Source organism: Ercella succinigenes, from assembly GCF_900002895.1.
The window spans coordinates 174,064-187,877 of record NZ_CDHP01000040.1; the positions used below are offsets into that span (position 1 = coordinate 174,064).

A 13,814-nucleotide genomic window follows, 5' to 3' on the forward strand; every position below is an offset into this window, starting at 1 on the left:
AACGATAATTGCTTCTTGCTGGCGTAAATACTGCCCTCTGGTAATTTTTGTAGCCGCTGCCTCCTATATCTAGCTTTACTGTCCCCAGTCAAATTCACATGTTTTACCCAGCTCTTATTCCTGACGGAAAAAGGCTTTGCGGTGTCTATCCTCTATCGATTTAACCAGTCTTCTGACGCTTGAATAACTGATGTCATATTTCTTTTTATTCACCAAGTGCTCATAGATGTCGATTTTCTTCGTCTGCTGTTTGGACAAACCTGTTAGCCGCCGCTCTTCATTAATCTTTAGACATTTTTCGATTTCTGCCAGCAATTCTACTGTAACCTTTACTGGTTTCCTGCCAGCAGAGTTGTATTTGGTTTTTTTCTGCTATCTCTTGTATCAGTCTTGTACGTCTGCGTCTTTGCTATATGCAGTTATGCTTCGATGCTCCGGTTGCTCCTTCCGTTAATATGCTCCAGAATGATTTTTGGTTTCTGCCTCAATTTAATCACTTCCTTCTAGTCCTCCTCTCAGTAGCTACTGAGAAAATACCACTATTTGAAGTGACCTTTTCAATTGTTTTTCTGACCTAGTTTTAGATTAACATTTACAGGTAGGCCTCTGTATCAATGCTTGTTAGGTATCTTGGGGTTAAGTACACACAAGCAGCTCAATTATTAGATGTAATGGAGAGAGAAGGGTATATAGAATCTTTTGATGGAGCCAATCCAAGAAAAGTTCTTATAGATAAAAATAGTAATATAAACACAAGAAAATTATAATACTCAAAGTTGTATTAAAATATTAACACGCCGGTTGTTCTGCAAATTCAACTTCTATTTGCGAACATATGTTTTGTTATGTTATAATAAAAGGTAAGCAGGTTAAATATTTCATATTTTAACTGGGAGGTAATGTGAGTGTCCACAACTAACACATTGAGAAAGTACGGATATGACAAATACGAACAATTTATTATGAGAACAAGTAAAATTGTTGAAGAAGAAAATCCTTCACTCCATCAATTTTTATTAACTCATGAGCAATTATCTATTAAAGACTCTATCCCCAGTAATCATCCTTTGCATGATTACTTTGACAGAACAACAGGTTTACTTAGTAGAGCAATATCTGTTGCAAAGGAAGAATGGTCAACTGTACATGAAAATGGTGTTCCTAAGATTATCGAAGATACTACAGGAAATTACCAATGCAAACTTTGCGGCCACAAGCAGTTGAAGTATATATTTTTCATTTATCATCCAGAACGAAATATAGAGATTGAAGTTGGCAGCGAATGTATTCGCGCTTTTGATATTGCCATAAATGGTACTTTTGGCGAGGTTAGGGATAAAATACTGGATGCCTCAAGAAAACTATTCAAATTAGTTGGCAAGGATGCAGAAATAGAAAAATTTACGAGCCAAGGCATTAGCCGATTTAGATTGGCCAAAGTGAGACTTAGTTCAAAACCATACTATCCGCCAAATCCACACTTTGCACGAATCATAAATACGGAGGTCTCTATTAACGAACTCTTAAGAATATTTAAGAATGATATTAGACAAGCTACCCCTGAAAAAATACAACATTATAATAGTCTTTTGAGCTTGTTTGAAGAAGATATAGAAACCGTAGATCGGTTAGTGAAAGAAAATTCAGATTACACGTTAATCTCGCAGGATGTAATACAATGGGTATTGAAACAAAAATCGAACAAGAAATTCATTATGGCAAGGTTATGTTCTCGAGGGTATATAAGTCAAGATAATGTTCACCTTATAGAAGAACGTAAACATCTCAAAACGTGTATTTCAGAAATAAAGAAAAGATTTACTTTGGATGAATGCTCATTTCAAGCAGATATTTCTCAAAGTTCATCTGTGTTGGTCGAACTAAAAAATAATAGAGGAGAATTCGTATTTAAAATACATTCCTCGGAGATTATTTTAGAGGCTGCAAAAAATGGATTCCCCGATAAAATCAGCTCTCTACGTATGGAGGTGAAAAATTTGCTAATGAGAAAGAATGCTGGATTTCTTCCAGAAAAAGATGATGGCGAAAGAGCAATTAATGTACTGTTTTCAAAAGCTGGATACAATGTACTCGAAAATAATTTTTCTGTGAATAAAAGTTTGGTTCAAAGAGGTAATATGGGTTCAATCATTAATATAGGCGAATATATACCTGTAATAGGGCGTGCAATATTATCTGATGATGACAGAATTGCCACAGCGTTTATTTCAAAATCTATGATAAAACTTGTTAATTTAAAAGACGCAAAGTCTGATTGGCATGATTTATATGCGTAGTAATAGTATTTAATATGAATATTCATATACGAGTTTTCGACATAGAGCAGCACATGCCGCAAAAAAGATTTTCACACCACCTTTCTCTGTACTTTTTGTAGCCAATTCTACTTACTGTTTAGCCTAATATACTGAGAGCCTAATTTAGTAAAAAGCCGATTTTAAAACTAATTATTTACGTAACAAAAAGACTTATTATACAATTTTCAATTTTAATCATTGACAATGATATCGTATATAGTATCATATAGATGCGTTGGTTTATCGACGTGCTATATAAAAGGGTAGGAGGCGATAACAATTAGTACGTTTGATAAACTGGAAGAGCGGATAAGATCGAAAGCTTCTGACATTACCTTAGCTGAAGCAGAAAGATATTTGAGACATTACAACTTTAATTTTAAAAGACAAAGAGGATCTCATAAAATTTACGAAGAACCAAGCGGCCAAACACTTGTATTACAAGGGCCTATCATCAAAAAATATCAAATAGAGCAAATTATCAATATGGTCGATAGCCTCTAAAACTTAATGTCAAACAAAGAAAAAAATTGGAGATGATTATTTATGTACCCAGATTATCGTAAGGTCGTATTTACGTACCTTAATAGTGACGACTCAAAAAGCTGGATTGTGGATTTTCCTGATTTGCCTGGTTGCTCTGCGGTGGGTGAAACAGAGGAAGAAGCATTACGAGAATCAAAAATTGCATGCGAATTGTGGCTTGATGTTTATTTTGAAAAACATGGCAAGTATCCGGAAGTTAAAGAAGTTTCAAACGAGTATAGTGGAAAACTTTTGCTCCGATTACCTAAAACACTCCATAAAGATTTAGCTCAAACGGCAGAAAATGAAGGAGTTAGTTTAAACGCTTATATTGTATCTCTTCTATCTCAGAGAAATGGTGAGCGAGCATCCAGACCAACTTATAACATTACAGTTAATCAGGTACAACCTCGTAGTAATTCCCAACCGGTTATATATAGAGATACAAAAGTCAGCCAAATATCCAAATCAATAGTTTGAAGGGAATTAAATTATGGCAGCTGCATTTACATTCGATGAATATAAACTTGTTGAAATTTCATATAAACCACCTATTGGAACTATTAACCAAGGCGAACCAGAAGGTACGGAGCGACAGCAGTCTAACATAAATGTAACTTCTAATATTGCTATTGGAGAACCGGACAACAATAAGTATCGCATGGAATTAATTATCAACGTTACAGGAGCGGTTAGTGCAAATATTATTTTGCAAGGGTTCTTTTCTGGCCAAAACTTTTATGAGACTAAGGAACTGGAACTTCAAGAATTGACTCCAATAGGCATTTCATTATTATTACCTATTGCACGTAGCATATTTGCCAGTGTTTCTGCTCAAGATGGATCAAAACCATTTTTATTGCCTACAGTAAATATTAGTGAAATGCTTGAAGACACCAATTCTGCCGACTGACAATCAAGATTTTGTTCCTTTGTTGAAAGCCTGTTACTTTGTAACAGGCTTCAGGACATAATTTCAACTTCAAATACATAGTTATATCATGATTTATAGTTTAATTAATGATTTAATAAATTGATCATTTTCTTCAGGACTTCGCACTGCAATTCGGAAATAATCAGTTCCCAGTCCGGGATAATTTGCACAGCTCCTGATAAGTATTTTTTTATTCAACAGTTTTGTTGCCAGATCTGGCAAGTTTTTTGCCTGGAAAAAAATATAATTTGCAGAAGGTTCCCAGACCTCAAACCCGCAGCTTACTAAAGCTGTAACCAGCTTCTTTTGTTCCTTGCCAAGCCAGCTTTGAATCATGGTATTCGTCTGTCTTCGCTGCTGCATATCCTGAGCAAGTATTTTCAGAGCAGCGGCTTCAGCAAGAGTGCCAAGGGGCCAAGGCTGACCTATATTAGCAATTTTTGCTGCCTGTTTTGCATCAGTGCATATATATCCAACTCTAAGACCAGGCATAGAGTAAAATTTTGTCATTGATCGGAGAATCATAATTTTTATCTCAGGAGTAATTTCTGATCTGACCGATTTTGTGATTTTTTCGATTGAATCAAAGTGATCTGCAAGCAAATTGTTTTCTCTCAACAGAAACATGGCACTATGCTCTTCACTTGCCTCCTGGTTAAGAAAATCAAGGAAACACTCATCAAGAAGGACATTGATGCGCAATTGATTACATTTTTGCAAAATCTTTTTTAGAATTTCGGGGTCTATAAGTAATCCTGTGGGGTTGTTTGGCTGACACAATATTAGCAGATATTCATTACTGCTGTTATCAGAACCGGTTTTGGCAAGATCTGTAGTTTCTTTCTCCAGCCAGTCCAGCAAATCATTATCAACTGAAAAATTCTTTTCCCTGCTCAACGGAAAATGGATAACTTCACAGCCGTTTTCCCGGCAGGCTTTTTCATATTCAAGAAAAGTGGGAACCGGTAAAAGCACTTTGGCTGGAGACAGTGTTTTGATTGCCCTGAATAAAACATCAGCTGCACCATTACCGCAGACAATCTGATCCTCATCTATATTATGCCAAAGAGACAAAGCATGACGCAGCTCACTTTGATTAGGATCAGGATAGTTGCAGCAATTGTCAATCGCACCGATAATTGCTTCACGCACATCATCACTTATACCAAAGGGCATAATATTTGCAGAAAAATCAAGCAGGTCACTGATTGAACAACCAAGCTCACTGGCTGCTGAATAAACATCACCGCCATGCTGGTAGTCTTTTGGGAAAATAGATTTGCTTTCTAAAATCATATATTGATGGCTCCAATCATTAGAAATAATATACGCATAGGCCAGAAGATAATAAGGCAAAACAAAGAAGAAATATACATAAGCTTTTGCGTACTAACTATATCATCTGCCAAAGGAAATCTGGTAGATTCGCCGATAGTAGGCTTCTCAACAATTTTGCCATCATATCTATGACTTCCGCCAAGTTGTATGCCGAGTGCACCGGCACAGACAGCTTCTGTTTGCGCGCTGTTTGGGCTTAAATGGTTTTGGCGGTCTCTTTTAAATATCTGCCAGGCTTTTTTGCCTGAAAAGCCAGACAAAAAAGCAGCTACTATCATTAAAAAAGCGGCTATTCTGGCAGGCAAAAAATTTGCTGCATCGTCAAGTTTGGCACTTGCTCTTCCGAAAAAGAGATACTTTTCGTTTTTATAACCGACCATTGAGTCGAGAGTATTAATTGCTTTATAAGCCATTGCCAATGGTGCTCCTCCTATAGCCATAAAAAAAACAGGAGCTACCACGCCGTCAGTGGTGTTTTCGGCAATGGTCTCAACAGTTGCCCGGATAATATCTTGTTCTGATAATTTTTGGGTATCTCTGCCCACAAGCCAGGAGAGATATTTTCTTGCCGTAGGCAGATCCCTTCTTTGCAAAGCCTCGTAAACCTTGTTTGTTTCGGTCTTTAGACTTTTGGTTGCTATAATTTGCCAGCATAAAACTGTTTCTAAAATAAATCCGGTAGCAAAATGAAGTCGGTAAGCGGCAATAAGTAAGCATAAAGTTAGCACAAAAAAAGAAAAAGGAATCAGTACTGCCATAATCAGACCTTTGTATAACAAAATAGTATTGCTTTTTGATTTGTTTTTGAGCAAAAGTTTTTCCAGCTTGACTATTGACCAGCCGATAAACCTTATAGGGTGAGGCAGCCAGTGAGGATCACCTATAAGTAAATCTACGATGTATCCAAGCAATAAAGGAAGTGCAGAAATTATTACAAGCCAAAAAAACTTATCAGGTTCGGAAGGAATTCTGCCTGGGAAGATGATATTTTCAAAAAACACTCTAAACATCATAGATTCCTCCTTTGCTCAGCCAATAACCTTTTCCCGGTTTTATCTGCCAGTGATAAAAACTCTTTTTCATACCAGAAAAAAGAGTAAGAAAAGTCATAATAATGCCGCCATGAGTTATAATACAAAGAGATAACGGTGAAGATGATATTTCTTCGGGCGATTGCTTTTTGAATTCAAGTCCTTTCATTCGGCACAAATCCCAACCTGCAAGTACTCTCTTAATCACCTGAGCAGAGCTTTCACCGTTTGGAGGTGAAAAATCTGAGCCATAACCGGAATTAATCCAAGTGATGTAATCAGAATTGTTTTTTAGCTGTTCATATGTAAGACCTTCCCAGTCACCAAAATCAGTTTCAATAAAATGATTCATAATAAAAGCTTTTTTTTCTGGACATAGAAGATCAGCTGTTTTTAGACATCTTTGTAAAGGGCTTGCTATCAGAATAAAAGAATCAGGATTAGAGGAATCAATAATATTTGCAAATCTCGGTTTTAAATCTGTAATATTTTGCACCCCTTCGGTAGAAAGACATATATCAGTATGGCCAATATATTGACCCATATGATTGGCCGGGGTACTTCCATGTCGCAGCAGTATAATTTTATCAAAGGGCGCCAGCGAAAAAGCCGGTAATAATGAACCGGTTATTATAGTGGAGTTTTTAGTCTGTTTTTTTAATCTAAGCAGACAATCCCTGTTTTTTTTGTTTTTTCGTTTTCTGTTTCCCATTACTGAACTTCCTGCTTCAGGTTTTGAATCAAACCGGCCCATACTCTGTCTGCTCTGGAAGCCAGACTATTAAGCTGGCAGTAAATACGTCCGCAACGTTCTCTCCATTGTCTGTCTTCAAAATCCAGAGGTACAAGACCACTGCCGATATCATCCAGGATAATAAATACAATACTCTCGTCGTCGTTGGCTATCTCAGTTAATGCTTTCAACCAATTTCCCATGTGCTGATCAAAGAGCTCATCTTCGCAATTTTTGCTTAAAGAGCGAATAGCCAGATGCAAATGATCAAGGATAGGATAATTGAGAGAATCCATTAATAATTTTGCTGCTTCTTTATGAGAACAATCTGCCGAATCAACAGCAGACCAGATTGCCGGCAAAGTATAATTTGAAGAGGCTTTGAAACCTTTTTGCTCATTTGCTTCTTTATGTTTTTTCAGGGCATAATCAAGTTTGCCTTGACTGGCACCGCCTATAATTGTCCATATCATAAATTTCCCGCCTTTTATTCTTTTATATTGCCAAGGAAACTGCAACCAGCATTGCTGTTTCACATATTACAAGAAAAAATCCAGCCAAATCTCCGGTTGTACCACCGAAGATTTTTTTGCAAATAAATATATAAGCTACAAATGCGATTATAGCAGCTGCCAGACCAAATACAGCGATTGCCAGATCTAGCCAAAGCCAGGTTGCACATAAAAGCACTAAGAGTATTATAAGAATAATACGTGTATTAGGAGAAAGACGATCGCGAAAAGTTTTTACTAAGCCGTCTTTTCTGGCCGGAGGTAAAAAACAAATACTAAGTCCAGAAAAGATTCTGGAAAATACAGGGATAAAAGCAATTGCTAAAATTCCTGCAAACCATTCTCTCTCAGATTTTAAAAGCAATAATCCTTTGGCAGAATTATTGAATCCGCTTGCAACTATATCAAACCAGGCAGCAAACTGAATCAGAAAAACAGCAAAAGTACTGATAATTGCGAAAGGTCCTGCATTAGGGTCTTTCATTATTTTCAAACGAGTTTCCCTATCTCTGTGTGATCCTAAAGCATCTGCCGCATCGGCAAAACCATCAAAATGCAGTCCGCCTGAAATCAACACCGGCCATAGCATTAATACTGCAGCAGTCAAAGCAGTACCAATCAGACCGGTGGTATTGTGAAGCCAATAGATTGCAAGCCAGCCTCCTCCGATAATTATCCCGATCAAAGGAAACCATACCATTGTCCAGCGCATATTTTTATCATGCCAGGTTCTTTGCGGCATTGGGAGAATTGAATACATGGTAAAAGTAATCAGTATACCGTCAAGCCAGTTCATTTGGCACCTCCTACTCTTCTGCTTTTGGCGTAAATCCAGTCTTCTGATGTATTACCGGTATACCATATACCACTTCTATAACCACATCAGATATATCTGCAAATTGCCGATTCAGTTTTCCCATTATCTCAAGATACTGCTGGGTTGAAAAATCAAAAAGCAAAGCATTTGAAAAAAGTTCATTACTTACAACAACAGTGTGCTTAGAAGACTTTATAATTTCCCTTAAACCATCACGGATATTAATTTCTGCCTGCTCAAAAGAAAGTTCCGGTAATCCATGCTCTCTGCGAAGAAACATTTCATTAGCTGTCAGATTAGAAAGACATTCAAGCAAAACAACCTTTCCAGATGTCTGATAAACATCATTTGAATTGCGAATATCAAATGGCTTCTCGATAGTAGCGAAACCGTAGTGGCTTCTTTGCTTTCGATGACGAGAGATCTTCTTTTTGTTTTCACTATCGCTACCTTGAATCATTGTAGCAATATAAATCAGAGAATCAGGAGCATGAGTAGTTTCTATGGCTTTTTCGTCCAAAAAAACAACGTTATTTATGTCCTCTGCAGATTTCACAGAACCGTTAGCCAGGCTGACTGCAATCTTCTCAGCTATAGCCGATTTACCACTGCCACTGCCGCCGCTAATCAGAACAACCATTATTGATCACCATCATTCCTGGCTGCCTCTCCGTTTTGAGGAACATATGCACCGACCCCCGCTTCTTCCCATGTAGCAATGCCGTTAAAAGCTGCCAAGGCCTGATCAAACAGACCAAAAGCAACACAACAACCAGTGCCTTCCCCAACACGCATGCCACATGAAAACCAGGCTGGAAGGCCGATTTCTTTGAGTGCGATACCTGCTCCAGGTTCTGCAGAAAGATGTGATGGGAAAATATAATCACGAACAGAAGGTGCGAGCCGTATTGCAGCCAAAGCAGCAACTGAAGCGATAAAACCATCTATAACAACCGCTGTTCTGTTTGCTGCTGCTCCGATATAAAAACCGGTTAATGCAGCCAGATCAAGCCCTCCCACTTTGCTCAAAACATCAATTGGGTCATTTGGATCAGGCTGATTTACTTTGATTCCTCTTTTAATAATTTCCTGTTTGTGCAATAGTTTTTCATCACTCAAGCCAGCTCCTCTGCCGGTAACTTCTTCTGCCGATAAACCACATAAACAAGCAAGCACAGCACTGCTGGTAGTAGTATTGCCAATTCCCATTTCGCCTGTGCCAAGAAGATCATATCCCTGATTACTAAGCCAGATTGCGGTTTGTGCACCAACCCTCAATGCTGCCAGTGCATCTTTGCAATGCATAGCCGGCCCGACTGACAAATCAGCTGTTCCCTGCAAAATGCGTTTGTCTATAACACCAGGGAGTTTGTCGGCTTGATTGATACCCACATCGATCGGGAAAATATCAGCTCCTGCCTGTTTAGCCATGGCATTAACCGTAGTGATACCACGAACAAAATTATAAGTAACTACAGCAGTTACCTCCTGGCCAACCTGAGTCACTCCCTGATCAACAACTCCATTATCAGCGGCAAAAATTCCTATTGCCTTACGGTTTATTTCAGGTCTGCCGGTTTTTTGAATTCCAGCTAAACGTATTACTATATTTTCAAGTTCTCCCAAAGCAAAAAGTGGCTTACAAAGATCCAGCCATCTATCAGCAGCTTTTTTCTCAGCAATAGTATCTATCTGACCGATCTTTCCAATTAGATTGGTCAGAAACATGCCGTCTTTTGAATTATCGTACAAAACTTACTCCTTTCAATCAGACGAATCAGAAATCATGAGTTTTCTGGTTCTTGCCTACAATTATCTGCTCCTATAATTTCTAAACTGCTTTCGATTGACCTGGCCACTTTTATGACATCGGTGGTTGAATGTGCAGCACATATATACCAAGGTTGTAACATGGTTGAGGGTACAAAAATATGATTATTTATCATGAGATCATAAAATTTTCGGTAATTGCTTTTGTTACAAAACGCAACATCTTGTTCGTTATTAACCTCTCTTTTATTAAAAAAGACACTTAGCATTGAACCGCAGCGGTTAACTTGAATATCGATTTTAAACCTATCCCTTGCTCTATAAACGGAATCCTCAATACATTCCATTTGTTTAGCCATTTTGCCGTAAATTCCAGGCTGTTGATCAATTTTGTTTATAACAGCAATTGCGGAGGCAAGTGAAAGTTGATTAGAACAATTCTTAAAAGAGCTAAAAACATCGCTACAGAACCGGAATGATTTCATTACTTTGGTTTTACCACCAAGAACTCCTATAGGAAGGCCGGAAGAGATAGATGAGCCTAAAACCGTTAAATCCGCATTAACTTTAAAATATTCCTGCGCTCCACCTGCAGCCAGTCTAAATCCTGTAGTTGTTTCATCAAAAATTACTAAAGCTCCATGTTGCCTGGCAATCAAAACAAGTTCTTCTAAGAATTTCTCTTTCGGAATTATAAGTCCCATGTGAACAGGCAAAGGTTCAATAATAACAGCAGCTATTTCAGAACCAAAAGTTCGGAAAATTCTTGCCAGCTGGTCAATATTATTGTATGTGGAGTGCAATGTTTTTGAATAAGAAGATTCACTTATGCCGGTTTTTTCAGCAATGGTTGCAGCGCTTCCTTTATTGTTTATAACCGGCATCAGACTATCTATTTCTCCGTGATAACAACCATCCATTTTTAAAATATAATCGCGACCGGTAAAAGCACGAGCGAGTCTTAATGATGCCATGATTGCATCTGTCTGCGATTCGAAAAAACAGACTTCTTCAACAGAGGGAAAGCAAGCACAAATAAGTTTTTGCAGCTCATCTTCTCTACTGGAAGTACTGCCGTAAGATATGCCGTCAAGAATTGCCTGCTGCACTGCCAGCATTATATCCTGATCGGTATGCCCCCAGAGAGCGGTTCCGCAAGCGCAGTTCATATCGACAAATTCTCGAAACTCTGTATCCCAGACATGACTGCCATAAGTTCTGCTAATGAAAGGTGCAAAATCCAGATCTGTACTCATGTATCCTCCCTTTGAAACAAAAAAAGCTTAAGAGATAATTAAATACATATTATATATCAGTCCAGATTTTTTGCATTGAAAAAAGCAGTAATAAATGGTAAAAATTTATCACTATCAGGCAAAAAGCACAGACAATTTTAATTTATCCTGAAATGACGCAGTTGCGACCTTCCTGCTTAGCCAGATATAAAAGATCATCTACCCTTTGCAATAATGTTTCGATAGTATCATCTTCTCTAAGTTCGGTTACACCAAAACTACAAGTCACTTTCTTGACAGGCCCACAATCACAGGAAGCTATATTGTTTCTGATTCTCTCTGCCAGATCAGAAGCCTGAGTAAGCCTCGTATCAGGCAGTAAAATCATGAATTCTTCCCCGCCCCAACGAGCCAGTATATCAACCGATCTGATGGATTGTTTTACAATTCTTGAAGTTCTTATTAAAACCAGATCTCCGGCCGGATGTCCATAATCATCATTGATGGTTTTGAAGTAATCGTAATCATAAAGTATGAGTGACATATGAACATCGTAACGGCGGCTTCTGTCAATTTCGCTTCTTAATTCGTCATTAAATTTCATCCTGTTAAAACATCTGGTCAGTGCATCAGTTATAGAAAGAGCCTCAAGCTGTTCAAGGATAATAGCTTGCTTTCTTTTGAGTTTGCTGGTGCGTAAAAATGTAATAGCACTAAGAAGTGTTGTGAAAAAAAGATAAACCAGAGTTGCTGCTCTTTCTGTTATTGATACATGAGCATGGAACATATTAACGGCAAAAATAAATCCTGTCTGCATGAGCAGGGTAACTGTAATAATTGCAGCGAAACGATTAAAAATCATAAAATAAGCGATAGTCATCATAATCGCACTGAAAGACTGAAGTAGAAAATTCGGAGTCTGATATGATACCAAAGCGTGGATAAAACCCACGGCAGCTGCTGTTTCGCATAATGTAATCAAAAAAACATATTCTTTGCAAGAACTGACTTTTTTTAACAGAAAAAAGGACATAACGATTATGCAAAACACAATGCTTCGAACGAAAATCAATTTTATTCTTATGCTAGAATCGCTATTAGCAAGCATGTCCGGAATAATAAAAGCAGCAAAAAGGAAACCAAGTGCCAGAAGTGTAAATCTTACATATTTGATGTTGTTTTTTATTTCTTCCGTAAAATAGAGCTTTTCACGCTCTTTATTTAAAAATTCCCCCGTAAAACGAGAAATGGGATTTATAGGATCAGCTGATTTTGATTTAAACATAAGCTCACCTCTTAGCGGGTTTTGATTCATACCTTAGTACATTTTCTCTGTCTAAAGAGTTTGCCAAAACTAAAGACAGCCATAAATAGCAGCCATCAAAGGAGGAATATTAATCCTGTGTTCTCCTGGCAATCTCTGCACCATGTAAATAGCATACATTTCTTCCAAGGGATCAATGCAAAACCACGATCCCGCAGCTCCTTCCCAGCCAAACTCACCTACGGTTCCATTAATCCCACTGGCAGCAGGGTTGATCATGGTGCGAACCCCAAGGCCATAGCTATACCCTTTCATACCCGTACTGTTTACAAATTCCTGGCGCAGATTTTTGCAAAGATGATCTGAGCTGAAAAATTCAATTGTTTTTCTGCCGATAAGCCTAACTCCACCGGTTTCGCCTTGTCCGGTAAGCATTGCTGCAAAGCGTCCATAATCCGTAATTGTACTGAACAAACCTGCACCTGCTTGTTCAAACACAGGCTGTATTGCCGGATCCCAGTCAATCAGACCAATTGAATTTGGAATCAGGCTGCCATCAGCTGACGGGCTATAAAGTACAGAAAGCCTTTGCTTCTGCTCTGAAGAAAGAAAAAAACCAGTATCTTTCATATCTAAAGGGTCAAAAATCATTTCCTTTAACGCTTCTCCCAATTTTTTGCCGGTGAAAATTTCTATCAAAGCACCTGCGATATCGTGAGATAAACCATAAAGCCAATGTTCGCCCGGTTGGAAAACAAGTGGAATTTTACCAAGTTCATTAGCAATTGAAACAGTGTTTATTTCTTGAGAAGCTCCAAGGCTAATATCTTCGTTTGAAAGCTGGCTTGTCAGGCGATCAAAAGTTTGTTTGATTTCCCGGCCTGTTATACTGTCGTCCCAATGATAAGGCAACCCCGAAGTCATCGTAAGCAAATGCCTTATGGTCATTGGATTTTTGACTGGAAGATAAGAAACATTGCCGGTTTTATCAACTGAAAGAATTTTCTGATTAGAAAAGCCGGGCAGCCATCTGCCAACAGCATCATCAAGTCTGAAAAATCCTTGCTCATAAAGAATCATCATAGCAACGGCAGTAACCGGTTTAGTCATAGAATAAATCCGGTATATAGTATCTTTATTTATAGGTATAGACTTCTCCTTATCGGCAAAGCCATATTCTTCGGAAAAAACCGTCTCTCCCTTTTTACTTATAAGTACACCAGCCCCGGCAAAAATACCGTCAGCCAATTGTTTTTTGATTAATCTGTCAAGATTTGCATAACCTGCCATGTCCTCTTACCTGTCTCTTCCGTCAATCTTTTGCTTTTTATTCTAAT

15 protein-coding genes are annotated in these 13,814 nt (G+C 38.1%); 5 read left to right on the plus strand and 10 right to left on the minus strand.

Annotated features, from left to right (window positions below; genetic code table 11):
- The first annotated feature begins 614 nt into the window (after positions 1-614).
- The 5 genes from AC0KSB_RS09480 to AC0KSB_RS09500 all read left to right on the plus strand — a co-directional run bounded on the left by AC0KSB_RS09480 (position 615) and on the right by AC0KSB_RS09500 (position 3,756).
- Positions 615-767, plus strand: a complete 153-nt coding sequence (locus AC0KSB_RS09480) for a DNA translocase FtsK (protein ID WP_472308623.1) — start codon at positions 615-617, stop codon at positions 765-767.
- Between the two features lie 138 nt (positions 768-905).
- A complete protein-coding gene (locus tag AC0KSB_RS09485) occupies positions 906-2,297 on the plus strand; it encodes a hypothetical protein (RefSeq protein WP_472308625.1) in 1,392 nt (463 codons plus the stop codon).
- A 351-nt stretch (positions 2,298-2,648) separates the two neighbouring features.
- Positions 2,649-2,822 carry a type II toxin-antitoxin system HicA family toxin gene (locus AC0KSB_RS09490; RefSeq protein WP_472308773.1) on the plus strand — a complete coding sequence of 58 codons (174 nt, stop codon included), beginning with the start codon at positions 2,649-2,651 and terminating at the stop codon, positions 2,820-2,822.
- Between the two features lie 42 nt (positions 2,823-2,864).
- Positions 2,865-3,323: a toxin-antitoxin system HicB family antitoxin gene (locus AC0KSB_RS09495; RefSeq protein ID WP_472308627.1), complete on the plus strand. Its 459-nt coding sequence runs from the start codon at positions 2,865-2,867 to the stop codon at positions 3,321-3,323.
- A 13-nt stretch (positions 3,324-3,336) separates the two neighbouring features.
- Positions 3,337-3,756: a hypothetical protein gene (locus AC0KSB_RS09500; protein ID WP_472308629.1), complete on the plus strand. Its 420-nt coding sequence runs from the start codon at positions 3,337-3,339 to the stop codon at positions 3,754-3,756.
- Between the two features lie 93 nt (positions 3,757-3,849).
- Here AC0KSB_RS09500 and AC0KSB_RS09505 read toward each other — a convergent pair whose 3' ends face one another.
- From AC0KSB_RS09505 to AC0KSB_RS09550, 10 genes are all read right to left on the minus strand, one after another.
- The gene (locus tag AC0KSB_RS09505; RefSeq protein ID WP_472308631.1) at positions 3,850-5,073 is read right to left on the minus strand and encodes a pyridoxal phosphate-dependent aminotransferase; all 1,224 of its coding nucleotides are present in this window, start codon (positions 5,071-5,073) and stop codon (positions 3,850-3,852) included.
- The gene (gene cbiB / locus AC0KSB_RS09510; RefSeq protein ID WP_472308633.1) at positions 5,070-6,128 is read right to left on the minus strand and encodes an adenosylcobinamide-phosphate synthase CbiB; all 1,059 of its coding nucleotides are present in this window, start codon (positions 6,126-6,128) and stop codon (positions 5,070-5,072) included. The genes AC0KSB_RS09505 and cbiB overlap by 4 nt, the downstream gene beginning before the upstream one ends.
- Entirely contained in the window at positions 6,118-6,858 is a 741-nt protein-coding gene (locus AC0KSB_RS09515; protein WP_472308635.1) for a histidine phosphatase family protein, read from the minus strand. The genes cbiB and AC0KSB_RS09515 overlap by 11 nt, the downstream gene beginning before the upstream one ends.
- Entirely contained in the window at positions 6,858-7,352 is a 495-nt protein-coding gene (locus AC0KSB_RS09520; protein ID WP_472308637.1) for a hypothetical protein, read from the minus strand. Before AC0KSB_RS09520 ends, AC0KSB_RS09515 begins: the two co-directional genes overlap by 1 nt.
- Before the next feature lie 22 nt (positions 7,353-7,374).
- Entirely contained in the window at positions 7,375-8,187 is an 813-nt protein-coding gene (locus tag AC0KSB_RS09525) for an adenosylcobinamide-GDP ribazoletransferase (protein WP_472308639.1), read from the minus strand.
- Between the two features lie 10 nt (positions 8,188-8,197).
- Entirely contained in the window at positions 8,198-8,848 is a 651-nt protein-coding gene (locus AC0KSB_RS09530; RefSeq protein WP_472308641.1) for a bifunctional adenosylcobinamide kinase/adenosylcobinamide-phosphate guanylyltransferase, read from the minus strand.
- Entirely contained in the window at positions 8,848-9,960 is a 1,113-nt protein-coding gene (gene cobT, locus AC0KSB_RS09535) for a nicotinate-nucleotide--dimethylbenzimidazole phosphoribosyltransferase (protein ID WP_472308643.1), read from the minus strand. The genes AC0KSB_RS09530 and cobT overlap by 1 nt, the downstream gene beginning before the upstream one ends.
- 32 nt (positions 9,961-9,992) lie before the next feature.
- Complete coding sequence (locus tag AC0KSB_RS09540; protein ID WP_472308645.1) at positions 9,993-11,234, minus strand: aspartate aminotransferase family protein; 1,242 nt, start codon at positions 11,232-11,234, stop codon at positions 9,993-9,995.
- A gap of 142 nt (positions 11,235-11,376) precedes the next feature.
- Positions 11,377-12,498, minus strand: coding sequence for a GGDEF domain-containing protein (locus AC0KSB_RS09545; protein ID WP_472308647.1), 1,122 nt, complete (start codon positions 12,496-12,498; stop codon positions 11,377-11,379).
- Between the two features lie 69 nt (positions 12,499-12,567).
- On the minus strand, positions 12,568-13,767 hold the full coding sequence (locus AC0KSB_RS09550; RefSeq protein ID WP_472308649.1) for a serine hydrolase domain-containing protein: 1,200 nt from the start codon (positions 13,765-13,767) through the stop codon (positions 12,568-12,570).
- Positions 13,768-13,814: the final 47 nt, after the last annotated feature.

Excerpts from the sequence above, each read along its gene's own strand:
- AC0KSB_RS09545 (WP_472308647.1), bottom strand. The coding sequence starts at position 12,498 with ATGTTTAAATCAAAATCAGCTGATCCTATAAATCCCATTTCTCGTTTT.
- AC0KSB_RS09540 (WP_472308645.1), bottom strand. The coding sequence starts at position 11,234 with ATGAGTACAGATCTGGATTTTGCACCTTTCATTAGCAGAACTTATGGC.
- AC0KSB_RS09505 (WP_472308631.1), bottom strand. The coding sequence starts at position 5,073 with ATGATTTTAGAAAGCAAATCTATTTTCCCAAAAGACTACCAGCATGGC.
- AC0KSB_RS09515 (WP_472308635.1), bottom strand. The coding sequence starts at position 6,858 with ATGGGAAACAGAAAACGAAAAAACAAAAAAAACAGGGATTGTCTGCTT.
- AC0KSB_RS09520 (WP_472308637.1), bottom strand. The coding sequence starts at position 7,352 with ATGATATGGACAATTATAGGCGGTGCCAGTCAAGGCAAACTTGATTAT.
- AC0KSB_RS09550 (WP_472308649.1), bottom strand. The coding sequence starts at position 13,767 with ATGGCAGGTTATGCAAATCTTGACAGATTAATCAAAAAACAATTGGCT.
- AC0KSB_RS09495 (WP_472308627.1), top strand. The coding sequence starts at position 2,865 with ATGTACCCAGATTATCGTAAGGTCGTATTTACGTACCTTAATAGTGAC.
- cbiB (WP_472308633.1), bottom strand. The coding sequence starts at position 6,128 with ATGATGTTTAGAGTGTTTTTTGAAAATATCATCTTCCCAGGCAGAATT.
- AC0KSB_RS09525 (WP_472308639.1), bottom strand. The coding sequence starts at position 8,187 with ATGAACTGGCTTGACGGTATACTGATTACTTTTACCATGTATTCAATT.
- AC0KSB_RS09500 (WP_472308629.1), top strand. The coding sequence starts at position 3,337 with ATGGCAGCTGCATTTACATTCGATGAATATAAACTTGTTGAAATTTCA.
- AC0KSB_RS09480 (WP_472308623.1), top strand. The coding sequence starts at position 615 with ATGCTTGTTAGGTATCTTGGGGTTAAGTACACACAAGCAGCTCAATTA.
- AC0KSB_RS09530 (WP_472308641.1), bottom strand. The coding sequence starts at position 8,848 with ATGGTTGTTCTGATTAGCGGCGGCAGTGGCAGTGGTAAATCGGCTATA.